This window comes from Acidovorax sp. GW835-FHT14G06, from assembly GCF_058793595.1.
In genome coordinates this window covers 160,937-182,312 of sequence record NZ_JBXAGA010000008.1, presented here as the reverse complement: position 1 = coordinate 182,312, position 21,376 = coordinate 160,937, and the positions used below count along the sequence as shown (strand labels likewise).

At 67.6% G+C, this 21,376-nt stretch carries 19 protein-coding genes; 11 read left to right on the top strand and 8 right to left on the bottom strand.

All coding sequences use genetic code 11. The features are described from left to right. Positions 1-328: 328 nt before the first annotated feature. Positions 329-1,927: a methyl-accepting chemotaxis protein gene (locus AC1Q64_RS15945; RefSeq protein WP_492252008.1), complete on the top strand. Its 1,599-nt coding sequence runs from the start codon at positions 329-331 to the stop codon at positions 1,925-1,927. A 92-nt stretch (positions 1,928-2,019) separates the two neighbouring features. Here the strand turns inward: AC1Q64_RS15945 and AC1Q64_RS15940 are convergent, their stop codons facing one another. Further along, positions 2,020-3,006: a helix-turn-helix transcriptional regulator gene (locus AC1Q64_RS15940; protein ID WP_492252007.1), complete on the bottom strand. Its 987-nt coding sequence runs from the start codon at positions 3,004-3,006 to the stop codon at positions 2,020-2,022. Positions 3,007-3,138: 132 nt separating this feature from the next. On the opposite strand from AC1Q64_RS15940, the gene AC1Q64_RS15935 reads away from it, so the two are divergent. Then, positions 3,139-3,867, top strand: coding sequence for an NIPSNAP family protein (locus AC1Q64_RS15935; protein ID WP_492252006.1), 729 nt, complete (start codon positions 3,139-3,141; stop codon positions 3,865-3,867). Positions 3,868-3,915: 48 nt separating this feature from the next. Beyond that, the gene (locus AC1Q64_RS15930) at positions 3,916-4,452 is read left to right on the top strand and encodes a hypothetical protein (protein ID WP_492252005.1); all 537 of its coding nucleotides are present in this window, start codon (positions 3,916-3,918) and stop codon (positions 4,450-4,452) included. 50 nt (positions 4,453-4,502) lie between these two features. On the opposite strand, the gene AC1Q64_RS15925 is transcribed toward AC1Q64_RS15930, so the two are convergent. Next, entirely contained in the window at positions 4,503-5,285 is a 783-nt protein-coding gene (locus AC1Q64_RS15925; protein ID WP_492252004.1) for an SDR family oxidoreductase, read from the bottom strand. A gap of 135 nt (positions 5,286-5,420) precedes the next feature. Here AC1Q64_RS15925 and AC1Q64_RS15920 point away from each other — a divergent pair, with 135 nt between their 5' ends. Beyond that, positions 5,421-6,347, top strand: coding sequence for a LysR family transcriptional regulator (locus AC1Q64_RS15920; protein ID WP_108498082.1), 927 nt, complete (start codon positions 5,421-5,423; stop codon positions 6,345-6,347). A gap of 77 nt (positions 6,348-6,424) precedes the next feature. Next, the gene (locus AC1Q64_RS15915) at positions 6,425-7,126 is read left to right on the top strand and encodes an aspartate/glutamate racemase family protein (protein ID WP_291437858.1); all 702 of its coding nucleotides are present in this window, start codon (positions 6,425-6,427) and stop codon (positions 7,124-7,126) included. 6 nt (positions 7,127-7,132) lie between these two features. On the opposite strand, the gene AC1Q64_RS15910 is transcribed toward AC1Q64_RS15915, so the two are convergent. Next, positions 7,133-8,083, bottom strand: a complete 951-nt coding sequence (locus AC1Q64_RS15910; RefSeq protein ID WP_492252003.1) for an alpha/beta hydrolase — start codon at positions 8,081-8,083, stop codon at positions 7,133-7,135. A 67-nt stretch (positions 8,084-8,150) separates the two neighbouring features. Further along, a complete protein-coding gene (locus AC1Q64_RS15905) occupies positions 8,151-8,723 on the bottom strand; it encodes a hypothetical protein (RefSeq protein ID WP_492252002.1) in 573 nt (190 codons plus the stop codon). Positions 8,724-8,980: 257 nt separating this feature from the next. On the opposite strand from AC1Q64_RS15905, the gene AC1Q64_RS15900 reads away from it, so the two are divergent. Further along, on the top strand, positions 8,981-9,745 hold the full coding sequence (locus tag AC1Q64_RS15900) for a response regulator (protein ID WP_492252001.1): 765 nt from the start codon (positions 8,981-8,983) through the stop codon (positions 9,743-9,745). Further along, positions 9,742-11,130 (top strand): ATP-binding protein, encoded by a 1,389-nt coding sequence (locus tag AC1Q64_RS15895; protein ID WP_492252000.1) that lies wholly within the window; start codon positions 9,742-9,744, stop codon positions 11,128-11,130. Before AC1Q64_RS15900 ends, AC1Q64_RS15895 begins: the two co-directional genes overlap by 4 nt. A gap of 138 nt (positions 11,131-11,268) precedes the next feature. On the opposite strand, the gene AC1Q64_RS15890 is transcribed toward AC1Q64_RS15895, so the two are convergent. Beyond that, positions 11,269-13,227, bottom strand: a complete 1,959-nt coding sequence (locus AC1Q64_RS15890) for a sigma-54-dependent Fis family transcriptional regulator (protein ID WP_492251999.1) — start codon at positions 13,225-13,227, stop codon at positions 11,269-11,271. A 313-nt stretch (positions 13,228-13,540) separates the two neighbouring features. Here AC1Q64_RS15890 and exaC point away from each other — a divergent pair, with 313 nt between their 5' ends. Both exaC and AC1Q64_RS15880 read left to right on the top strand, forming a co-directional pair. Then, the gene (gene exaC / locus AC1Q64_RS15885) at positions 13,541-15,064 is read left to right on the top strand and encodes an acetaldehyde dehydrogenase ExaC (RefSeq protein ID WP_492251998.1); all 1,524 of its coding nucleotides are present in this window, start codon (positions 13,541-13,543) and stop codon (positions 15,062-15,064) included. A gap of 180 nt (positions 15,065-15,244) precedes the next feature. Beyond that, positions 15,245-15,622 carry a DUF779 domain-containing protein gene (locus tag AC1Q64_RS15880; protein ID WP_492251997.1) on the top strand — a complete coding sequence of 126 codons (378 nt, stop codon included), beginning with the start codon at positions 15,245-15,247 and terminating at the stop codon, positions 15,620-15,622. Positions 15,623-15,705: 83 nt separating this feature from the next. Here AC1Q64_RS15880 and AC1Q64_RS15875 read toward each other — a convergent pair whose 3' ends face one another. Continuing rightward, positions 15,706-17,676 carry a methyl-accepting chemotaxis protein gene (locus AC1Q64_RS15875; RefSeq protein WP_492251996.1) on the bottom strand — a complete coding sequence of 657 codons (1,971 nt, stop codon included), beginning with the start codon at positions 17,674-17,676 and terminating at the stop codon, positions 15,706-15,708. A gap of 278 nt (positions 17,677-17,954) precedes the next feature. Between AC1Q64_RS15875 and AC1Q64_RS15870 the strand changes: the two genes are divergently transcribed. Both AC1Q64_RS15870 and AC1Q64_RS15865 read left to right on the top strand, forming a co-directional pair. Further along, a complete protein-coding gene (locus AC1Q64_RS15870) occupies positions 17,955-18,395 on the top strand; it encodes an acyl-CoA thioesterase (protein WP_492251995.1) in 441 nt (146 codons plus the stop codon). Then, complete coding sequence (locus AC1Q64_RS15865) at positions 18,392-19,363, top strand: EamA family transporter (RefSeq protein WP_492251994.1); 972 nt, start codon at positions 18,392-18,394, stop codon at positions 19,361-19,363. Before AC1Q64_RS15870 ends, AC1Q64_RS15865 begins: the two co-directional genes overlap by 4 nt. Positions 19,364-19,411: 48 nt before the next feature. Here AC1Q64_RS15865 and AC1Q64_RS15860 read toward each other — a convergent pair whose 3' ends face one another. After that, positions 19,412-20,404, bottom strand: coding sequence for a M14 family metallopeptidase (locus tag AC1Q64_RS15860; RefSeq protein ID WP_492251993.1), 993 nt, complete (start codon positions 20,402-20,404; stop codon positions 19,412-19,414). Beyond that, on the bottom strand, positions 20,401-21,375 hold the full coding sequence (locus AC1Q64_RS15855) for a Bug family tripartite tricarboxylate transporter substrate binding protein (protein WP_260668883.1): 975 nt from the start codon (positions 21,373-21,375) through the stop codon (positions 20,401-20,403). The genes AC1Q64_RS15860 and AC1Q64_RS15855 overlap by 4 nt, the downstream gene beginning before the upstream one ends. Position 21,376 lies beyond the last annotated feature (1 nt).

Sequence of the window (21,376 nt, the reverse complement as noted above, 5' to 3'; positions counted from 1 at the left end):
CAACCTTGGCTGGTCGCCGTATTCCACGGCGCAGCTCCTAACCACGCGCCGTAAAGCGTCAAAGGGCAGTCAGCGACCTGAGTGACCGGTGCCAGACAGCATCCGCCAGCCTGAGCGGTACCGGCGCAGCCGTGCCTTGATGGGGATTGCGGGCCACAGTTCTGCGCTTCGCCACGGAACCGTCGCCTTCTTCGCAGCAGGATGCAAAGTCCCACTGAGAGCATAGGAAATTATGATTAAAATGCTATAAATGATTTTAATGAGCATAATGGAGGAACCGCAAAGCCCTGCCCCCGCAGTGCCGCCCTCCGTTCTCAGGAGCACCACCATGGACTTTCAGAATCAAACCGTCTCCCGCAAGCTTTTCATTGCGTTTTCCGTGCTGGTCACCATCCTCATCGGCGTTTCGATCCTGTCTGTAGTCAGTCTGAGCGAATCGCAAAGTGACTTCGACAGCTTCGTCAGTGACGAATTCAGCCGTGGCAGCCTGTCACGGGACATCCGGGCTGCAGCCAGTGCGCGAGCCATCTCGGCGCGCAACCTGATCCTGCTGAACGGCCCAGAGGACGTACGCGCCGAAACGGAGGCGGTCAAAGCAGCGCATGCACGGGTGCAGGAGAGCTTGGCCACCCTCAAAAAGACACTGGCATCAACCAGCGGCATATCGGCAGAGGAACTCGCGCTGTTCGACAAGCTTGAGCGTCTGGAGAGTCGCTACGGTCCGGTGGCGCTGGACATTGTTGCCAAGGCGCTGGCTGGTCAAAAAGACGAAGCGACGGCGAAGATGAATGCCGAATGCCAGCCGCTGCTCAAGCAGCTGATCGGCACCACCACGGAATACTCCAAGCTCATCGCCACATCAGGCGCGCAAGAAATCAAGAAATCGGCAGAAAAATTCAGATTCAAGCGGCTGCAACTGGTGTTGGCTTCGCTTTCCGCCATTGCTGCAGCCATTGCGCTGGCCACGCTCATCAACCGCAGTCTCATGCGGTCCCTGGGTGCCGATCCTGTGCAGCTGCGTGCGGCCGCCAGGCTTGTGGCCTCTGGCAACCTGAGCCACGTGGAGGGTGCGTCCAACGCGCCCTCGGACAGCGTACTGGCGTCGTTGGGCGAAATGCAGGCGGCACTGGCCAGCATCGTGAGCCGCGTACGCTCGTCGGCCACGGCCATCGAATCTGGATCTCAAGAGATTGCTGCGGGCAACACCGACCTTTCGCACCGCACGGAACAGCAGTCCAGCAACTTGCAGCGGACCGCTGCTTCGATGGAAGAAATGACAGCCACCGTGCAGCAAAACTCGGACACAGCGCAGCAGGCAAGTCAGCTTGCGTCAACGGCACGTGCCGCAGCAGAACACGGCGGCACCGTCGTAGCCCAGGTGGTCATTACCATGGGTGACATCACTGCCAGCTCACGCCGCATTGGCGACATCATCAGCGTCATTGACGGGATTGCCTTCCAAACCAACATCCTGGCGTTGAATGCGGCCGTGGAAGCAGCCCGCGCAGGTGAGCAGGGTCGCGGCTTTGCGGTAGTGGCCAGCGAAGTGCGCAACCTCGCACAGCGCAGCGCTGAGGCCGCCAAGGAAATCAAGTCGCTCATCGAGGCGAGCGTGGAAAAAGTGGAAACCGGCTCTGCGCTGGTAAACACCGCAGGCTCGGCAATGACTGAGATCATGGGCGAAGTCAAACGTGTGACGGACCTGATTGGCGAGATCAGCGCCGCCACACGCGAGCAGAGCGCTGGCATTGGTCAGATCGGCGAAGCCGTGGCCCAGCTGGACCAGTCCACGCAGCAAAACGCCGCACTGGTCGAGGAAATGGCCGCCGCCGCGCAGACACTGAACCAGCAGGCCCACGGGTTGGTGGAATCGGTGGCAGTGTTTCGCGTGGATGGCAGTGGTCTCGCCTTGACAACTACCCGCTGACCAGAGCCGAGGTGGCCGGCGCGGCCACCCTCGTCGCCCTCAAGGCAAACGAGCCCAGGCGCCCTTTGCAAAATCGCCCACACCTACTTCACTCATAGCAAAGATTCCTTGTACAGCGCAGCGGTGGCCAGTACCCGCTCCACCAGAGCGCGGCGCAACGCCAACGGCCGCAGCACCTCCACCTGGGGAGACAACCGCATCAGCTGCCCGCAGGCATGCTCCACCGATTCGATGGGGATCGTCACGGCCGTGCGGCCATCCTTGCGGCGGGACGGTGGCGCGGCAGCCACTGCGCGTGCCACGGCGCTGCTGAGGGCGCGCAGGCCACGCAAGCCTTCTGGCGTAGCCAGCAGCGCGGCCTCGCCCGTGTACAGACCTGATTCAAAACGCTGAATCGACGCGGCCCAGTAGCCTGGCAGATCAAAGCGTGCGGGGCGTCTGGCCGGCTTGCCCAGCGCCGTGACCGCCAGGATGTTCGAGACCCGGTACGTGCGCGGCCCGCGCTCGTCCGCGCCCGTGGGCAGGGCCACCAGGTACCACACGCCCGCCTTCAGCACCAAGCCCAACGGACTCACGGTGCGCTCCACCGTGTGGGCCCAGCTCTCATAGCGCAGGGTGACCTGGTGACCGCTCCACACCGCTGCGGCCACGGTGGGCAGGTGCGGCGTGGGATCGCTCTCGCGGTACCAGTCCACCGGGTCCAGGTGCAGGCGAGCGCTCACGCGCTGAGCGTCCTCGCGCCAGGACACAGGCAATGACGACAGCAACTTCAGGCGCGCGCCCTCCACATCGCTACCCAGCCCCAGGTCCTGTGCGGGACCGGGCAGCCCGCTCAAGAACACGGCCTGTGCCTCCGACGGCGTGAGTCCGGTGAGCGTGGTCTTCCAGCCCGGCAGCAGCGCAAAGCCACCGTTGCGCCCGCGCTCGGCATAGATGGGCACACCGGCCGCACTGAGCTGGTCCACGTCCCGGTACAGCGTGCGCACCGAGACCTCCAGCGCCCCGGCCAGCGCCTGCGCGCTCATGCGGCCACGCGTTTCCAGCAGCATCTGAAGGGACAACAAACGGCTGGCGCGCATGGGGTCTGGTGTAGAAGAAAAAGGCAGAAGACCAAAGATAGCGCAAATACCTGCCATAGGTTGGCAGGTATGGGCGCACACACTGCGGGCTGGTCTTTGCCTTGTTGCCAATATGCCTTTTCAGGAGCCCCCATGCCTACCACCGATCCCAGCGCCATCGTCGAACTGCGCCAGTACACCCTGCACCCGCAGCAGCGCGATGTGCTCATCGATGTGTTCGACCGCGAGTTCGTCGAGACCCAGGAGGCGCACGGCATGCGCGTGCTGGGACAGTTCCGCGACCTGGATCGGCCTGACCGGTTCGTCTGGCTGCGCGGCTTTGCCGACATGCGGGCGCGCCACCGCGCACTGGAGGGCTTTTACGGCGGCCCCGTCTGGGCCACGCACCGCGATGCTGCGAACGCCACCATGATCGATTCGGACAACGTACGCCTGCTCCGCCCCGCATGGCCCGGCGCCACATCCACACTGCCGCAGTACGCCCGGCCCGAGCCGGGCGCCACAGGCACCGCTGCGGGGGTGCTGAACGCCACGGTCTTCTATCTGCACGAGCCCGCCACCCCGGCGTTGCTGGACTATTGCCGCCACAACATGGCCCCCACGCTGCAGCGCGGCGGCGCGCGCCATCTGGCGTGGTACAGCACCGAAGCCAGCCCCAACAGCTTTGCCCGCCTGCCGGTGTGCACAGGCGAGCATGTGCTGCTGGGACTGGCGCTGTTTAGCGATGCAACGGCACTGCAGGCGTTTGCAGACAGCGGCGCCTGGGCGCGGGACGTAGCCCCAGGGCTTGCCCCCTGGCTGGCCCGGGCCCCCGAGATGCTCCGCCTGCAGCCCACGGCGCGCTCGGCGCTGCATGCGTGAAGCGCCCGCATACCTCTCCCCATTCATGCCCCACCACGGAGCCCCACCATGCCCAGCCAAGCCCGCCTCATTCCCATCCCCTCGCCCACCGTGGCGCCCAGCGCCCAGCGCGACTTCGACTTCCTCATGGGCCCCTGGCGCATCCGCAACACGCGCCTGGTGCGCAGGCTGGCAGGCTGGAACGACTGGGAGGTGTTCGATGCCACCGGCACCGCACACGCACTGCCCGGCGGCATCGGCAATTTCGACGACTTCACGCCGCTGGCATGGCAGCCCGGCTATGTGGGCATGTCGCTGCGCGTGTACTGCCCGGAATCCCAGCGCTGGAGCATCTACTGGCTGAACAACACCACCGGCGGCCTGGATGCCGCCACGGGCCTGCTGAGCCCGCCCGTGGTGGGCGGGTTCAGCGACGGCATCGGCCGCTTTGAAGGCCAGGAGTTATTCGAGGGCCGCCCGGTGCGCGTGCGGTTTGAATGGTCTGGCATGCACACCGGGGCGCCGCGCTGGCAACAGGCGTTTTCGGACGACGGCGGCGCCACGTGGGAGGTGAATTGGGTGATGGAGCTCGCGCGCCCGGTTTGAGCACGCATTCACTTCCATCCCGGTCTCCTACCCCATGGCGCGCCAGGCCGTCAGGCCGCAAACCCACCATCGATCAGCAAGCTGGCCCCGGTGACCATGCCCGACTCCGGCCCCGCCAGGTAGGCCACCATGCCCGCGATCTCATCTGGGTGGGCGTGGCGGTCCAGCGCCATCAGGCCGTGCATGTCGCGCGCCATGGGGCCGTCGGAGGGGTTCATGTCGGTGTTCACGGGGCCAGGCTGCACGTTGTTCACCGTGATGCCACGTGGCCCCAGGTCGCGGGCCAGGCCCTTGGTCAGGCCCACGATGGCGGCCTTGCTCATGCCGTAGACACTGAACCCCGCCCATGGCACACGGTCGGAATTGGTACTGCCGATGGTGATGACACGGCCATACGCGCCGCCCTGGCCCATGTGGCGCACGGCGGCCTGGGTAGCCACGAACACGGCGCGCACATTCACGTTGAGTGTGTGGTCAAAGTCGGCCAAGGCAAAGCTGCCGATCTCGCCCGCAATGGCCACGCCTGCGTTGTTGACGAGGATGTCCAGGCGGCCCAGCTCGCGTGCAGCGCGGTCCACGACCTGCGTGAGGGCGGCAGCGTCCGCGCTGTCAGCCTGCAGGGCCAGGGCCTTGCCACCGCTCGCTTCAATGTCCGCCACCAGCGCCAGGGCGGGCGCGGCGGAACTGCTGTACGTGAAGGCCACGGCCGCACCGTCGCGTGCCAGACGCCGCACGATGGCCGCGCCAATGCCGCGCGCGCCGCCGGTGACAAGCGCAACCTTGCCCGTCAGGGGCTGGTGTAGTACAGGGGATGTTGCCAACGCAGAAGACATGGTGTTTCTCCAAATAAAGTGATCAGGAAGGTTCAGCAACGAACCGGGAATAGCTGCAGTGTCGGCAATCCATTGCTCTTCCGGTAGCCATCAATGGGATGGATCTATTTCAACCTTCAGTTGAAAATACAGTCCATGCAACCCCTGACCCACCTCGAATCGTTCGTCAAATCAGCCGAGTCCGGCAGCTTCTCGGCAGCTGCTCGGCTCATGGGCCTGACGCCCGCCGCCGTGAGCAAGAACGTGGCGCGGCTTGAAGCCGGCCTGGGTGTACGGCTGTTCCAGCGCAGCACGCGGCGCCTCACGCTGACCGAGGGTGGGCAACGCTTTCTGGCACAGATTAGCCAACCCCTGTCGGACCTGAATGACGCGGTAGACCACGCCGCAGAGTCCGATCAGCAGCCCGCAGGCACGCTCAAGGTCAGCGTGGGACTGGGCTTTGGCCGCGCATACATCGTTCCGCTGCTGGCAGAGTTTCTGCAGCGTTACCCAGCCATCCAGCCTGACTGGCGGTTTGACAACCGATATGTCGATCTGATCGGCGAAGGTTTTGACGCAGGCATCGGGGGTGGCCTGAACAGGAACCCGGACATGGTGATGCGCGTGCTGGGCCCCACACACCTGGTGGTGGTGGCATCCCCCACGCTTCTGCGGGGCCGCAGGAAAGCGCCACGCCAACCCGCAGACCTGGCGCAGTGGGATGGCATCGTGCGGCTCAACATCCGCACGGGGCGCATCAACGTCACAACGCTGCGCAACAAGGCCGGTGACGCTGCACCCGTGGAGCTGCGCCCACGCATCGTGTTCGACGACCCCGAGGCCATGTGCCAGGCCGCGCTGATGGGCCTGGGCCTGGCGGTGCTGCCCATGCCGTTTGTGCAGCCCTGGCTGGCGCGTGGCGACCTGGTGCGGGTACTGCCCGGCTGGTGGGCCGACGCAGGCCCGACCTCGCTGTACTACCCCAGCAAGAAGCTGCTGCCCGCACGCACCCGGGTGTTTGTGGACTTTGTGCTGGAGCAGTTCACCACACGCGGATTCGCGCAAAGGGTGCGCGGAGACTGACGGGAGCAGCGGTTGAGCCGAGCCACAGCAGCGCTGTTGGCAATAATGGGACTTTGCAACCGCCCTGGACCACCGTCATGCCCCAACACATCGGCATCGTGGGCTGCTCCGCCGAAGGTGCCGCCCTGTGTTACCGCACCCTGTGCGCCGAAGGCGCCGCATTGCTGGGCCGCCCGCATGCGCACCCCGAGGTGACGCTGCACACGCCGTCGCTGGCCGACTATGTGGACTGCCTGGACCGGCATGACCTGCAAGGCGTGGCCGACCTGATGCTGGCCTCCGCCCACAAGCTGGCCCGTGCGGGCGCAGATTTTCTGATCTGCCCTGACAACACCATCCACCAGGCGATGGACCGGGTGCTGCCCCACTCGCCGCTGCCCTGGCTGCACATTGCCGAGGTGGTGGCGGCAGAGGCGGCAGCGCGCGGCCACCATCGCCTGGCCATCACCGGCACACGCTGGCTGGTGGACAGCAGCGTGTACCCCGATGCGCTGCAGGCCCAGGGCCTGCAATGGGTGCGCCCCACCGAGGCCGAGCGCAGCGAGATCAACCGCATCATCATGGACGAGCTGGTGCCCGGCATCATCCGCCCCGAGGGCGTGGCCATGTTCCAGCAGATCATCGCCCGCATGCAGCGCGAGGACGGCTGCGATGCCGTGGTGCTGGGCTGCACCGAGATCCCGCTGATCCTGAGCGACGCCAACTCCCCGCTGCCCACGCTGGACTCCACCCGCCTGCTGGCCCGTGCCGCGCTGCGGCGGGCCGTGCAAGCGGACTGAACGCAACTACTTGAGCCGCTGCGCCACCACCGCATCCAGCGAGGCCATGAAGGTCTCCACGGCCAGCGTGTAGGCGCTCTCCAGGCCCAGCTGCGCGTTGATCTCGCCGTGGGTCAGCTCCTGCGGCAGCACCTCGGCACGGCCGCCCAGGTCGCGCACGCGGCGGGCCATGCCCTGGGCCTGCAGGCAGGGGTGGTCCGGGCGCTCGGTGGAGCAGACGAACTGGAACGGCGGCACGGGCCCCGACAGCGCGTGGTACGGCGACACTGCGGCCCAGAACAACGGGTTGGCGCCCATCACTTCGTCATAGAACGGGTAGTGCGGCGCGGTCATCACCACCGGCACATTGAGCGCCGCGCTGTCCAGCGACACGGTGCCCAGCCAGGGCCAGGCCCCCTCGCGCTGGGCCAGGGTGGGCGATGCATTGATGAGCGACACCAGGTGCGCACCTGCCGAGTGCCCCATGAGGATGAACCGCGATGCATCGGCGCCCCAGCTGGCGGCGCGGCTTTGGGCGGCGGCCAGTGCCATGGCCACGTCCTGCGCCTCCTGCAGCACGTTCACGGCGGGGTACAGGCGGTAGTTCACCGAGATGAACACAAAGCCCTTGGGCACCCAGCGCGCCACTTTTTCCTGCACCACGCGGGACATGGCCTTGTCGCCCGTGCGCCAGGCGCCGCCATGCACCATGAAGATTACCGGCGCGCGTGTGCCGGTGGCCACCGCAGCGCTGCTGGCGGCGCCGCCAGCGGCGGGCAGGTAGACATCCATGCGCTGCAGCGGGTCTGCGCCATAGGGCACATCGGCCAGGCGCTGCACACCGGCGGGCAAAGCCGCAGCGGTGTCGCGCACCTGCGCGAAAGGCCCCAGCCCCCGCAGCTGGGCGTGGGCGGGTGGGGTCAACACGGCGGCCAGCGCGCACAGCGCTGCGCCCAGGCCTGTGCGCAGGGGGACCATTGCGAAGAGTGGGCTTGAAGGACGGTACATGCGGAATCTCCTGGCTCAATGAAATGAAGATGAAAAATCAGGGCCGTGCAGGGCAGGCCATCGGGGCGCCGCTGGCGTCAAAGCAGCTGGCGCTGCGGGTGCGGCCGTTGTCTGCGGTGTACGAGCTGCTGGTCTGCACGCTGTTGCCGGTGGCTGCGCTGGTGGCTGTGGTGGTGCGGCCCTGGGTCACGCTGCCGTCGGCGCTGCGCGTGGCGGCGCCCGTGCTCTGCAGCGTGCCCCGGTCGCCCTGGGCGGCCAAGGCGCTGCTGTGGCTGGCCGTGCCATCGGCATTCCTCGCACTCTCGCCCTGGCGCACGGCCGTGGCGCCCTGGGGGCCAGCCACGGCGGCGCCGCTGCGCACGCTGCCGTGGCCCTGGCCGTCGGTGGTCACGCTGCGGCCGCGCAGCACGCCTCCACCGCCCGGAGCAGCGCGGACCACGCCGCTGCGGGCGGTGGCGCTGCCATCGGCGTTGTGCTCTACCGTGTGGCGGCTGTGTGCGCTGGCATCGCTGGCTGTCAGGAGCAGCATCGCCGCCACGGCCAAGGCGGCCAGCAACACGGCGCGGTGCGTGGCAACGGATACAGGCGGTGTAGGGACGGAAGGGAACATGGCGGTCGGCTCCTTGCAACAGAACAGGGGGTGCGAAGCAGCGGGGTGCTGCGCTGATCTGAACTATGGCCGCCAGGTATGAGCCAGTTGTGGCGCCCGCTGCACGATGTATGACAAAGCATGACAAACCACGCGCGCGTGTCATGCGTTGTCATGCACCGGAGCGACTGCCCGCGATGCCACCCTGTGTTTTCGGCCCTACCATTGGCACGCAGCCTTTGCTGCCCCCAACCGCCGCCATCCACATCCACCGCCCCATGACGGAAGCCCTGGCCAAGATCCTGGTCGCTGATGACGAGCCCGACCTGCGTGCGCTGCTGCAGCGCTACCTGAGCGACCAGGGCTATACCGTGCGCACGGTGGAAGGCGCTGGGCCGCTGGACGCCCTGCTGCAGCGCGAGCGCTTTGATGTGCTGGTGCTCGACGTGATGATGCCGGGCGAAGACGGTCTGTCCATCTGCCGCCGCCTGCGTGCGCAGGGCGAGACCATTCCCATCCTGATGCTCACCGCGCGCGGAGACCCCGTGGACCGCATCGTGGGCCTGGAGATGGGCGCCGACGACTACCTGCCCAAGCCCTTCAACCCGCGCGAGCTGCTGGCCCGCATCCAGGCCATGGTGCGCCGCCAGCGCATGCTGGGCGCGCACACCGGGCCCCGGCAGACGGGCGGGCGCATCGCGTTTGGCGCGTTCACGCTGTGGCTGGACGAGCGCCGACTGGAGCGCAACGGTGGCGAGGGCGGCAACGGCGCCCAGGACGTGCCCCTGACCACGGGCGAATTCGCACTGCTGCAGGCACTGGCGCAGCAGCCGCACCGGCCTCTGGGCCGTGACCGGCTCATCGCACTGGCTTATGGCCCCGACCACGCCGCCACCGACCGCAGCATCGATGTGCAGGTGATGCGCCTGCGCAAACTCATCGAGGCCGACCCGGCACAGCCGCGCCACATCCGCACCGTGTGGGGTGTGGGCTATGTGTTTGTGCTCGATGGTGCCGCGCCGGGCCATGGAGGCAAGCCATGACACCCTCCGCCACACCCCAGGCCACCCGGAGCTGGTGGCCGCGCAGCCTGCTCGGGCGCAACCTGCTGCTGATGGCGGTGCTCATCGTGCTGGGGCAACTGGTGGCGGCCATGCTGGTACGGCAGATGATTTTTCAGCCCCGCGTGGCGCAGGTGGCCGATGGCGTGGCACGCAATGTAGCGGCACTGCGCGCAGGGCTGCAGGCGCTGCCTCCGGTGCAGCGGGCGGCGTTTGTCGAGGCGTTCAACCGGCAAGCCGTGTTGTCCGCACCGCCCGTTGCGCCGGACAGCGCCACGCGGCGCGCGCTGCTGTCGCCCATGGAACAGCAGTTTGTGCAGGCGGTGTCGCGCCGCCTGGGGGCGGACAATGCGGCAACAAACACTTCGCAACCCGTATGGCGCCGCGACAGCACCGGCGTGCTGGCCCTGCGCGTGATGCACCAGGGGCCGGAGGGGGCGGAGACCTATTGGCTGAACCTGCCCAGCGTTTTCCCCACGCGCGAGTTCAGCGGCGCCTGGCTGGCCGCCACGCTGGCCAGCATGCTGCTGGCGCTGCTGGGGGCCTGGTGGCTGCAGCGGCACATCAACCGCCCGCTGGCGCAGGTGGTGGCGGCGGCCCGGCAGCTGGCGCAGGGCCAGCCCCCAGCACCGCTGCCCGAAGACGGACCCGAAGAAATCGCCACCGTGGGCCGCAGCTTCAATCACATGGCGCACAGCCTGGTGGTAGCTGACCAGGAGCGCGCGCTGATGCTGGCCGGTGTGTCGCACGACCTGCGCACGCCACTGACCAAGCTGCGGCTGGGGGTAGAGATTGCCGGGGCGCAGATCGATGCGCCGCTGGCCGCGAGCATAGCCCGCAGCATCGACGAGATGGACGGGATCGTGGGCCAGTTCCTGCAGTTTGCGCGGATCGGTTCCAACGCAGGCGAGGCCGAGGTGCCCACCACGGCATCGCTCAACGACCTGGCCCAGGCCGTGGCCGAGGCGCAGGCCGACCATGGGCGCACCGTGCGGCTGGCGCTGGGCACGCTGCCCGACGTGCCGGTGCGCCCCCAGGCCCTGCGCCGCGCGCTGGACAACCTGGTGGAAAACGCCTGGCGCCACGGCACGCCGCCGGTGCTGCTGCGCACGGGGGCGGATGCCGACGGCGTGTGGCTGGAGGTGCAGGACCAGGGCCCGGGCATCGCCCTGGCAGAGCTGGACCGCATCCGCCAGCCCTTTGCGCGCGGCGATGGCGCGGCACGCTCGGGCGCACCCGGCGCAGGGCTGGGCCTGGCCATCGTGGAGCGTGTGGTGCGCAGCCACGGCGGGCGGCTGGAGCTGCACAGCGCGCAGGGCGCGGGGCTGCGCGCGCGGCTGGTGTTGCCACGGGGCGGGCAGGCCTGAGAGGGTGATGCCACCGGACGCGCCCTGCCCCCAGGACATGCTGCACACTGAAAATTCAGCCAAAAGTGCCGCATGCGCCAGTGCAATATGCGGCAACAGCTCTTAAATCAATAGCAATTCAGTAAACCCGGCATGCCCTCAGGCCACCGGCATCTTCAGCTTGCGGTACAGCGTCTGGCGGCTGATGCCCAGCTGGCGCGCTGCCTGCGACAGGTTGCCGCGCGCGGCCTGCAGCGCCTGGTCGATGGCGGCCTGGGACAGCTGCTGCAGGCTGAGGGCGGCGGGCAGGACATCCGCGCCAGTGCCTGCTGCGGCGTTGCTGCGCGGGGATGCGGGCGCCGCCGTGAGTGCCTGCACCAGGTCGTCGGGCATGTGCTCCCAGCCCAGGGTGTCTTCGCCCTCGGCCAGCATGGCGCAGGCCGTGCGCAGCACGTTGGCCAGCTGGCGCAGGTTGCCGGGCCAGGGGTAGGCGGCCAGGCGGGCCAGCAGGTCGGGCGCTACCTGCACCTCAAAACCCAGGCCCTGCTCGGTGGCCAGGTCGGCCAGCAGGCGCTGCAGCAGCGCCACAAAGTCACTGCGCTCGCGCAGTGCAGGCAGCTGTACCGTGAGGCCGTTGATGCGGTAGTACAGGTCCTGCCGAAAACGCCCTTGCTCCGCCGCCTGCATGAGCTGGTTGTGGGTGGCGCAGACCAGTGCAAAGTCCACCGGAACGGCCTTGCTGGCGCCCACCGGCGTCACGCTGCGCTCTTGCAGCACGCGCAGCAGGCGGGTCTGCAGGGCCAGCGGCATGTCGCCGATTTCGTCGAGGAACAGCGTGCCGCCATGGGCCTCACGCAGGCGGCCCAGGTGGCCCTCCTTGCGCGCGCCGGTGAAGGCACCGGCCACATGACCGAAGAGTTCGGATTCGATCAGGTGCTCGGGAATCGCCGCGCAGTTGATGGCCACAAACGGTGCGTCGCGGCGCGGGCCGCTGGCGTGCAGCGCGCGCGCAAACACCTCCTTGCCCACGCCCGATTCGCCCTGCACCAGCACCGCAATCGGTTTGCCCACCACGCGGCGGGCCTTGTCGGCGGCGGCGCGCCAGCGGGCGTCGCCGGTGTCCAGCAGGGCCAGTGCGTCCTGCGTGGGCGCTGCGCGGGCCGCCGTGGCGGGCTGCGACGGGGTGACCCACGCGGCGGCATCCATCTGCACCTGGGCAAACAGCAAGGCACCGTGGGGTGTGCGCAAAGCCTGGGGCTGCTGGGGGCGGCGCTTGTGGTGCGAGAGCAGGTCGTCCAGCCGCACGTCCAGCACCCGCTCCAGCAAGGTGGCGCCCACGTCGCCCGCGTGCAGGCCCAGCTGCGCCAGGCCTACGCGGTTGGCGCCCACGATCCAGCCGTCGGCCGACACCGCCACGATGCCCTCGGCCACGCTGCCAATGCCCTCGGGCGCGCTGTGCAGGTGCAGGCGGATGTTGCGTTTGCAGGTGGCGGCCAGCAGGCGGTTTTCGATCATGCGGGCTGCCGTGCTCACCAGGCCCAGCGTGTGGGCGTGGCCGTTGCGGTAGTCGCCCGAGATGTCGAGGATGCCCAGCAGCTCGCCCGTGGCCGACAGGATGGGCGAGGCCGCGCAGGTGAGAAAGCTGTTGCGCTCCAGAAAATGCTCGCCGCCGTGCACCTCCACCGCGCAGGCCTCGGCCAGGGCCGTGCCGATGGCGTTGGTGCCCCGGTGGGCCTCGTGCCAGGAGGCACCGCTGGTCAGCGCCACGCGCTCGGCCTTGTCCACAAAGTACGGGTCGCCCAGCGTGTGCATGAGCATGCCGCGCCGGTCGGCCAGCACCACCACGCTCTGGCTGTGGCGCACTTGCTCGAACAGGTACTCCATCACCGGCCGCGAATGCGCCAGCAGCTCGGGGTTGCTGGCCAGCACATGGCGCAGCGTGCCGCTGCTGGGGTGGTCGATGGCCTGGGGCCGCCCGGTGGGAACCAGGCCCGCCGCCATGCTGCGCGACCAGGAGCGCGCCAGGCGCTCGTCCACCAGGCCGCTGGGGCACTGGCCAGAGTCCAGCAGGTGCTGGCGGGCCTGTCGCAAGGCGACGGGGGAAGTGTTGGGGCGCACGCTTTGTCTCCGTGCGGGCTCAGGGCGGCCCGCTTGTGGTGTGTGGGCCAGTATGGCGGGCTCCACGGCGCGGGGCAAGGGTGTGGGCGCAAGCGGGGTGCCAACTGTTCCATTTCGTGACAGGTGTCGCGGCCCGGCACAGCGCCGCTGGGACTGCTGCGACAGGTGAGCCCCCGGGTCAGAAGAAAAATCCTAATGAAATCAACACGCCGCGCGCCTCGGCCCGCTGGCATGGGTTTTGAGTAGGGGGTTGGTATCGGACAGGCCCTATGGGGCCCGTCCGATGCACACAACCATCGCAGGAGACAACACCATGACCGTTTACGCAGCCCCCGGCGCCGCTGGCGCCAAGATCGCCTACAAGGCCCAGTACAACAACTTCATCGGCGGCCAATTCGTGGCCCCGGTCAAGGGCCAATACTTTGATGTGATCTCGCCGGTCAACGGCAAGGTCTACACCCAGGCCGCCCGCTCCACTGCGGAAGACATCGAACTGGCGCTGGACGCCGCACATGCTGCTGCCGACGCCTGGGGCAAGACCGACGCCGCCACGCGCGGCAACATCCTGCTGAAAATTGCCGACCGCATCGAGCAGAACCTGGAGCTGCTGGCCTACGCCGAAACCGTGGACAACGGCAAGGCGATCCGCGAAACGCTGAACGCCGACATTCCGCTCACCGTGGACCACTTCCGCTACTTTGCGGGCTGCGTGCGGGCGCAAGAAGGCGCCTTGAGCAATATCGACGAGAACACCGTGGCGTACCACATCCAGGAGCCGCTGGGCGTGGTGGGCCAGATCATTCCGTGGAACTTCCCGATCCTGATGGCGGCCTGGAAGCTGGCCCCGGCGATTGGCGCGGGCAACTGCGTGGTGCTCAAGCCTGCAGAGTCCACGCCGATTTCCATCCTGATCCTGGCCGAGCTGATTGCCGACCTGCTGCCGCCCGGCGTGCTCAACATCGTCAACGGCTATGGGCGCGAAGCAGGCATGCCGCTGGCCACCAGCAAGCGCATTGCCAAGATCGCCTTCACCGGCTCCACCAGCACCGGCCGCGTGATTGCGCAGGCTGCCGCCAACAACCTGATCCCCGCCACACTAGAGCTGGGCGGCAAGAGCCCCAACGTGTTCTTTGCCGACATCATGGACAAGGACGATGCGTTCCTGGACAAGGCCGTCGAAGGCTTGGTGCTGTTCGCGTTCAACCAGGGCGAGGTCTGCACCTGCCCGAGCCGTGCGCTGATCCAGGAAAGCATCTACGACCAATTCATGGAACGTGTCTTGAAGCGCGTGGCCGCCATCAAGCACCAGAACCCGCTGGACACCGACAGCATGATGGGCGCGCAGGCCTCCAAAGAGCAGCTCACCAAGATCCTGAGCTACCTGGACCTGGGCAAGCAAGAGGGCGCCGAAGTGCTCGCCGGTGGCGGCCAGGCCCACCTGGGCGGCGACCTGGAAGGCGGGTACTACGTGCAGCCCACGCTGTTCAAAGGCCACAACAAGATGCGCATCTTCCAGGAAGAAATCTTCGGCCCCGTGCTGGCCGTGACCACCTTCAAGGACGAGGCCGAAGCCCTGGCGATTGCCAACGACACGCTGTATGGCCTGGGCGCCGGTGTGTGGAGCCGCAACGGCAATGTGGCCTACCGCATGGGCCGCGCCATCAAGGCCGGGCGTGTGTGGACCAACTGCTACCACGCGTACCCCGCGCACGCGGCGTTTGGCGGCTACAAGGAGTCGGGCATTGGGCGTGAGACGCACAAGATGATGCTGGACCACTATCAACAGACCAAGAACCTGCTGGTCAGCTACAGCGAAAACAAGCTCGGTTTCTTCTGAGGGGTGGCGGTCCACAGACCGTCCCTGGCGTCGTTGCTCCGTCTTGCCGTAGCGTTGCTACTGTCTGCGACGGAGACGCCTAGCCAGAAACGGCCTGTGAACCGCAGGACACGCTGCTGGCGGCGCGTTGTTCCAACGCGCCGCTTTTTGCTTCTTTTGCATCGCACGCTGGAGACAACCATGGTCGAAAAAGTCATCGCCACCCCTGCCGCGCTGGAGCTGGTGGCCTTTCTGCAAGCAAAGCATGGCCCTGCGCTCATGTTCCACCAGAGTGGGGGTTGCTGCGACAACAGCGCGGCCAACTGCTATCTGCCGGGGGAGATCACGATGGGCGCAGGCGATGTGTACCTGGGCGACATCGGCGGCTGCCCGTTCTACATCGGGCGCGCGCAGTACGAGACCTGGAAGCACACGCAGCTCATCATCGATGTGATCGAAGGCACGGGCGGCACCTTCTCGCTGGAGGGGCCGGAGGGCAAGGCCTTCCACACGCGTTCGCGGGTGTTCACCGACGCAGAGCTGGGCGAACTGGGCATCGCGCACGGGCCTGCGGCCTGAGCGCCCTGGGGGGAGTACATCGGCCCTTTGAGGGACTTTGGAGGCTCAGGGGCAGGTAGCGCTAGTGGAACATGCCTTGGCAGCTATTGAATTCGTAGCGCCGCCGTGGCACCACGGCCACCCGCTTCATCCCCCAGGCGGAACACCGACACCACGTGCACCAGGTCTTCGGCCTGGTTCTTGAGGCTGCTGGCGGCGGCGGCCATTTCTTCGACCAGCGCAGCGTTCTGCTGGGTGACCTGGTCCATCTGCGTCACGGCCTCGCCCACCTGGGCCACGCCAAGGGACTGTTCGTGGCTGGCAGCGCTGATCTCGCCCACGATGTCGGTCACGCGGCGGATGGCGCCCACCACCTCGCTCATCGTGGCGCCTGCGCGGTCTACCAGGGCGCTGCCCTGGGCCACGCGCTCCACGCTGGCGCTGATGAGCGTCTTGATCTCGCGTGCGGCCTCGGCGCTGCGCCCGGCCAGGCTGCGCACCTCGCTGGCCACCACGGCAAAGCCACGGCCTTGCTCGCCCGCACGGGCAGCCTCCACTGCGGCGTTGAGCGCGAGGATGTTGGTCTGGAACGCGATGGAATCGATCACGCCGATGATGTCGGAGATCTTCTGCGAAGACGCGTTGATGCCATGCATGGTGTCCACCACCTGCGCCACCACCTCGCCGCCCTGCACGGCCACGGTGCTGGCGTTGGCAGCCAGCTGGCTGGCCTGCTGCGCGCTGTCGGCGTTCTGGCGCACGGTGGCGTTGAGCTGCTCCATCGACGCGGCGGTTTCTTCCAGCGCGCTGGCCTGGCTTTCGGTGCGGGCCGACAGGTCGGTGTTGCCCTGCGCAATCTGCACGCTGGCCGTGGCCACGCTTTCTGACCCGCTACGCACGTTGCGCACCACCTGCGTGAGTTGTGTGCGCATCTGCTGCAGCGCCTGCAGCAACTGGCCCACCTCGTTGGTGCCATGGGGAATGGGAGCACCACTCAGGTCCCCCTGCGCCACAGCGCGCGACAGCGCCACGGCCTGGGACAGCGGCCCGGTCATGGAGCGCACGAACACCAGCGCCGTCGCACTGGTGGCCGACAACGTAACGACCAGAGCCAGCGCCACCCACAGCAGGTTGCGCTGCAACCCCGCCACGCGCGCCTGCAGGGCCTGGTCCAGGCTGGCCATGGACAGGTTGTTGAGCGCATTCAGTGCCTCGATGGTGCGGGTGAACGCGTCGAAGTAATCCTTGGACGGCAGCTGCAGCTCGGTGGCGTTGATCACGTCACGCTCCACCATCTGCAGCGACTGCTGGATCTGCCCCTGCACCGCCTGCACGCTGCTGCCCAGTGCGCGTTGCAGTTCGGCGTTGCCCTGCAAGGAGCGGTCCAGTCCCCGGAAGGTATCGGCCTGCAGTTCAGCCACGCGCTGTTGCAGCACCAGCAGCTGGCCCTTGCCCTGGGGTGTGAGCTCGCGCTTGCCCAAAGCGCTGGCGCCCTGGGCGCGCAGCATGCCCAGCTTTTCGCCCAGCATGGGGGCTTGGGCCAGCGATGCCTGTACCAGCGCGTGGGTGTCGGCCTCGGGGTCGATCTGCAGGCCATAGGCATGCACCAGCGACTCATTGAGCTGCAGCAGCGTCGCGATGAGCTGGGTATGCTGCGCGGTGCTTTGCGCCTGCTCGATGCTGCGCGCGCCCACGGCCTGCTCCAAGGTGCGCCAGGTCTGCTGCGCCTGGGTCCAGGCCGCCATCTGCGCGGCGGGCACCTTGGCGGCGGCAAAGCGGGCGCTCACGTCGTCCAGCGCGGCGTTGACCGCATCGCGCGCTGCGGGGCGGCGCGCGGCCAGCGACTCGTCGCCGCCGAGCATGCCCACCGACAGGCCCCGGTGCACCTGCACGCGCTGCACCAGCAGTGTGAGCGCCTGGGCGGGTGCCACGCCCTGCGCCTCCAGGCGCGCGTGGTCGATGGCGTGGAGGGAGTCGCGCACCACCAGGTAGGTGGGCAAGGCGCTCATGAGGAGCCCGATGGTCCCCAGGATGAGGAATTTTTCGAGCAGGTTCAACCGGTGAAGCAATGACATGGCAGTGGGCGCAGGCAACGCAGCGTGCGCAATGGAATAGGCCCCAGGGGCGGGTGTCGGCACCGCCGACTGGATGGCGGCCCTCCTGAGGGCCGAACGGAATGTCCCGCAATGTAGGGACGTGTCCGCAGTAGGGTTTTGACTCAGGTCAAGTCACGCAGAGCTTCGCCCCCGTGGCTTGACGGCGTGCACTGGCCTGCGTGCCGGTATGGGGGAGGCTGCACCGGCCGGGGCGCTGGAGAATAATGAACGCTTCCCCATCCTTTGGAGCCCCTGGCATGCACTCGATCACCCTGCGCTTCCTGGCGTCCCAGACGACCCTGCCCCAGGCGGGCCGCGTGCCCGGTGGCACGGTGCTGCGCTGGGTGGATGAGGCCGGTTTTGCTTGCGCCAGTGCCTGGGCCCAAGGGGACTGCGTCACAGAGTTTGTGGGCGGCGCCCACTTTGTGCGCGCCATCCGCCCGGGCAATCTGGTCGAGGTGCATGCGCGCCTGGCCTACACCACCGACACCAGCATGTGCATGGCGGTGGAGGTGCGCAGCGGCGCCGTGCACGGCGCGCCGCTGGAGGACGTGGTGCACTGCGTGGCCGTGTACACCGCCGTGGATGCCAGCGACCAGCCGCGCACCGTGGACAAATGGAGCCCCGAGACGCCTGGCGACATGGCGCTGGCCCAGCGCGTCAAGGCACATATCGACGCGGCGCGCGCAGCGCAATGACCGGCGCAGCACAGGCCGCGCCAGCGGCTAGCCCCTTGCGAGCAAGCGATCTGCTGGCCGCTCTGGTGGTGGTGATCCTGTGGGGCGTCAACTTTGTCGCCATGAAATGGGGGCTGCGCAGCTTCAGCCCGTTTCAGCTGGGTGCTGCGCGCTACCTGTGCGCCGCGCTGCCGCTGGTGCTGCTGGTGCGCCCGCCGCGCATGCACTGGCGCTGGGTGCTGCTGTTCGGGCTGTTCCAGGGCGTGGGGCAGTTTGGCTTTTTGTTCATGGGGCTCAAGGTGGGCATGACGGCGGGGCTGGCCAGCGTGTTGCTGCAGACCCAGGTGTTCTTCACGGCGCTGCTGGGCTTTGCGCTGTTGCGCGAGCGGCCGGGGCTGCCGTTGCGCCTAGGCATGGTGCTGGCGGCGCTGGGGCTGGTGTGTTTTGCGATGAACTACGTGGGCCCAGGCTCGGGCATGGGCGTGGCGGCGGCCACCACGCTGGCGGGCCTGCTGCTCACGCTGTGTGGCGCAGCCATGTGGGCGTCGTCCAACATCGTGGCGCGGCTGGCACAGCAGCACAGCCCGGGGTTTGACCCGCTGGCGTTCGTGATCTGGAGCAGCCTGGTGCCGGTTCTGCCGTTCATGGCGCTGTCGGCCGTGTTCGACCCCGATGCCGCGCGCTGGCTGCAGTGGCAGACGCTGGCCAACGTGCCGCTGCTGTCGTGGGCCGCCGTGGCCTACCTGGGCTGGGCCGCCACCATCGTGGGCTACGCGCTGTGGACCAACCTGCTGCAGCGCTACCCCGCCAACCGCGTGGCGCCCTTCAGCCTGGCGGTGCCGGTGGTGGGGCTCACCGCAGGCTGGCTGCTGCTGGACGAGGGCGTGGCGCCCTGGCAGTGGGCGGGCATTGCGCTGGTGGTGGCCGCGCTGGCCTGTGTGGTGCTGGGGCCCAGGCTACAAGCCAAAATGGCCCGTAGCGCTAGTTGAATATACCGCACAAGCTATCAATTAGATAGCAGTCAGCCGCAACACCTACTACAGCAACCTGCGGCGCGCAAAACGCACCACGGTCACCCCGGCACGTGCCTGGCGCACCGAGGGCATGACCAGCACGCAGTCGTCGTACGGAGTAACCACCGGCACGCCGTCGTTGTCGCCAATCACCGTCCCCGCCTTCTCGAACACCTCCAGCCCAGTGTAGGGCGCCACGAACCGGAAGGCGCTGCTGGTGGCGACCACGGGGCCGGTCACCTCCAGCGCCCACTGGCGCGGTGCGTCGGGCAGGCGCCAGCCGGGCAGCTGCTGCGCCAGCGCGTCGGCGCTCAGGGCGCCAGACTGTTCGATGAAGCGCACACACTGGTCCTGCGCCACGGCACGGCTGGCCGGGTCGCCATGGAAGCCACATTCGATGAGCAGCGAGCGGGTGCCGTTGTCGTCCAGAGCACCAAACCGCCCGTAGTCGCGCATGCGCACGCCGTCCTTGTGGCCTGCGTCCACCACGATGTGCTCGGGCGATTGCATGGCGCGCGCCAGCGCCAGGTTGCGCGGCTGGATGCCAGTGAGCAGCAGCGGCGCCGAGGGCTCGTGCATGGAGTGGATGTCAAGCAACCAGTCGGCCTGCGCCACCCACGGGCGCAGCGCGGCGGCGCGGCGGCGCTCGTTGGTATCAACGGCATCGATGCGCTCGTCCAGCCATTGGCGGTTGAGGTCTTCGTCGGTGAAACGCGAGGCGTCGTGGTTGCCGGGGTCAAACCGGTCGAAGGCGTCGAGGTTGCAGAACGCGAGCGTGAGCGTGCCCTGCTGCGGGCGAACCCCGGCGTCGAGCAGGCCTTTGAGCGCCCAGGCGCCGCACAGCTCGTTGCCGTGCACCAGGGCGCTGATCATCACGTGGCGCCCGGGCTGGCCCGAGTCGAAGTGCCACACGCCTTCGGTGCCGGTGTTGCCCGCGCGCCAGGCACTGATGTCGGGTGCGGGCAGTTCAAACGCCAAGGGTTGCACGGAAGTTGGGGGAATGTGGCTGCTGCTCATTCTTCGATCTTGGCGAATTCAACAATCTTCTTGTACTTGGCCACTTCCGTGGTCAGGAACTGGTCGATGTTCACGGTGGGCGAGGCCACAGTGGAACCGCTGGCTTCCATCTTCTTGCGGAAGTCCGGCGATTGCAGGCTGTCGGCCAGCGCCTTCTTGAGCTTGTCGGTCACGGGCTTGGGCAGGTTGGCAGGCGCCATGAGCGCAAACCACACGCTGATGTCCACGTTCTTGTACTGCGGCGACTCGGCCAGCGCGGGAATGTCGGGCGTGGTGGCCGAGCGCTTGGCCTCGGTGGTGCCCAGTGCAATCACCTTGCCGCTCTTGATGTGCGGCAGGCCGCTGGAGAGCACGAACACGCCGTACTCCAGGTTGTTGCCCATGAGGTCGCTGGTGAGCGGCGCCACGCCCCGGTAAGGGATGTGCGTCATGAACAGCTTGCCTTGCTCCTTCACGGCCTCGCCCGCCAGGTGCAGTGCCGTGCCCACGCCCGAACTGCCGTAGCTGAACTTGCCGGGGTTCTTGGACACTTTCTGCGTGAACTCCGCCATGTTCTTGACGCCCGCCCCGGTGGAGGCCACCAGCACCAGCGGCTGGGAGGCAATGAGGCCGATGGCAGTGAAGTCCTTGATGTCGTACTTGACCTTTTTGGTCACGAGCTTGTTGATGGCGATCTCGTTGTTGGCGCCCACCAGCAGGGTGTAGCCGTCGGGCGCCGCGTTGGCCACTTTCTGGGCGCCGATCGCGCCACCCGCTCCGCCCAGGTTCTCGATCACCACCGGCACGCCAAGCTTGTTGCCCAGCTCGGTGGCCACCGTGCGTGCGGTCAGGTCGGTGCTGCCGCCGGGTGGGTAGCCCACAACGATGGTGATGGGCTTGCTGGGGTAGGCGTCTTGCGCGATGGCGGGGGCTGCGAGAACGGCCAGGCCGCACAGCAGTGCAGCACGGCGCAGGGGATGGACGGTGGTCATG

Bases quoted from the DNA above. Each gene is read 5' to 3' on its own strand.
- AC1Q64_RS15855 (WP_260668883.1), bottom strand. From the start codon at position 21,375: ATGACCACCGTCCATCCCCTGCGCCGTGCTGCACTGCTGTGCGGCCTG.
- AC1Q64_RS15895 (WP_492252000.1), top strand. From the start codon at position 9,742: ATGACACCCTCCGCCACACCCCAGGCCACCCGGAGCTGGTGGCCGCGC.
- AC1Q64_RS15920 (WP_108498082.1), top strand. From the start codon at position 5,421: ATGCAACCCCTGACCCACCTCGAATCGTTCGTCAAATCAGCCGAGTCC.
- AC1Q64_RS15865 (WP_492251994.1), top strand. From the start codon at position 18,392: ATGACCGGCGCAGCACAGGCCGCGCCAGCGGCTAGCCCCTTGCGAGCA.
- AC1Q64_RS15945 (WP_492252008.1), top strand. From the start codon at position 329: ATGGACTTTCAGAATCAAACCGTCTCCCGCAAGCTTTTCATTGCGTTT.
- exaC (WP_492251998.1), top strand. From the start codon at position 13,541: ATGACCGTTTACGCAGCCCCCGGCGCCGCTGGCGCCAAGATCGCCTAC.
- AC1Q64_RS15930 (WP_492252005.1), top strand. From the start codon at position 3,916: ATGCCCAGCCAAGCCCGCCTCATTCCCATCCCCTCGCCCACCGTGGCG.
- AC1Q64_RS15870 (WP_492251995.1), top strand. From the start codon at position 17,955: ATGCACTCGATCACCCTGCGCTTCCTGGCGTCCCAGACGACCCTGCCC.
- AC1Q64_RS15875 (WP_492251996.1), bottom strand. From the start codon at position 17,676: ATGTCATTGCTTCACCGGTTGAACCTGCTCGAAAAATTCCTCATCCTG.
- AC1Q64_RS15910 (WP_492252003.1), bottom strand. From the start codon at position 8,083: ATGGTCCCCCTGCGCACAGGCCTGGGCGCAGCGCTGTGCGCGCTGGCC.
- AC1Q64_RS15935 (WP_492252006.1), top strand. From the start codon at position 3,139: ATGCCTACCACCGATCCCAGCGCCATCGTCGAACTGCGCCAGTACACC.
- AC1Q64_RS15940 (WP_492252007.1), bottom strand. From the start codon at position 3,006: ATGCGCGCCAGCCGTTTGTTGTCCCTTCAGATGCTGCTGGAAACGCGT.
- AC1Q64_RS15860 (WP_492251993.1), bottom strand. From the start codon at position 20,404: ATGAGCAGCAGCCACATTCCCCCAACTTCCGTGCAACCCTTGGCGTTT.
- AC1Q64_RS15900 (WP_492252001.1), top strand. From the start codon at position 8,981: ATGACGGAAGCCCTGGCCAAGATCCTGGTCGCTGATGACGAGCCCGAC.
- AC1Q64_RS15915 (WP_291437858.1), top strand. From the start codon at position 6,425: ATGCCCCAACACATCGGCATCGTGGGCTGCTCCGCCGAAGGTGCCGCC.
- AC1Q64_RS15925 (WP_492252004.1), bottom strand. From the start codon at position 5,285: ATGTCTTCTGCGTTGGCAACATCCCCTGTACTACACCAGCCCCTGACG.
- AC1Q64_RS15905 (WP_492252002.1), bottom strand. From the start codon at position 8,723: ATGTTCCCTTCCGTCCCTACACCGCCTGTATCCGTTGCCACGCACCGC.
- AC1Q64_RS15880 (WP_492251997.1), top strand. From the start codon at position 15,245: ATGGTCGAAAAAGTCATCGCCACCCCTGCCGCGCTGGAGCTGGTGGCC.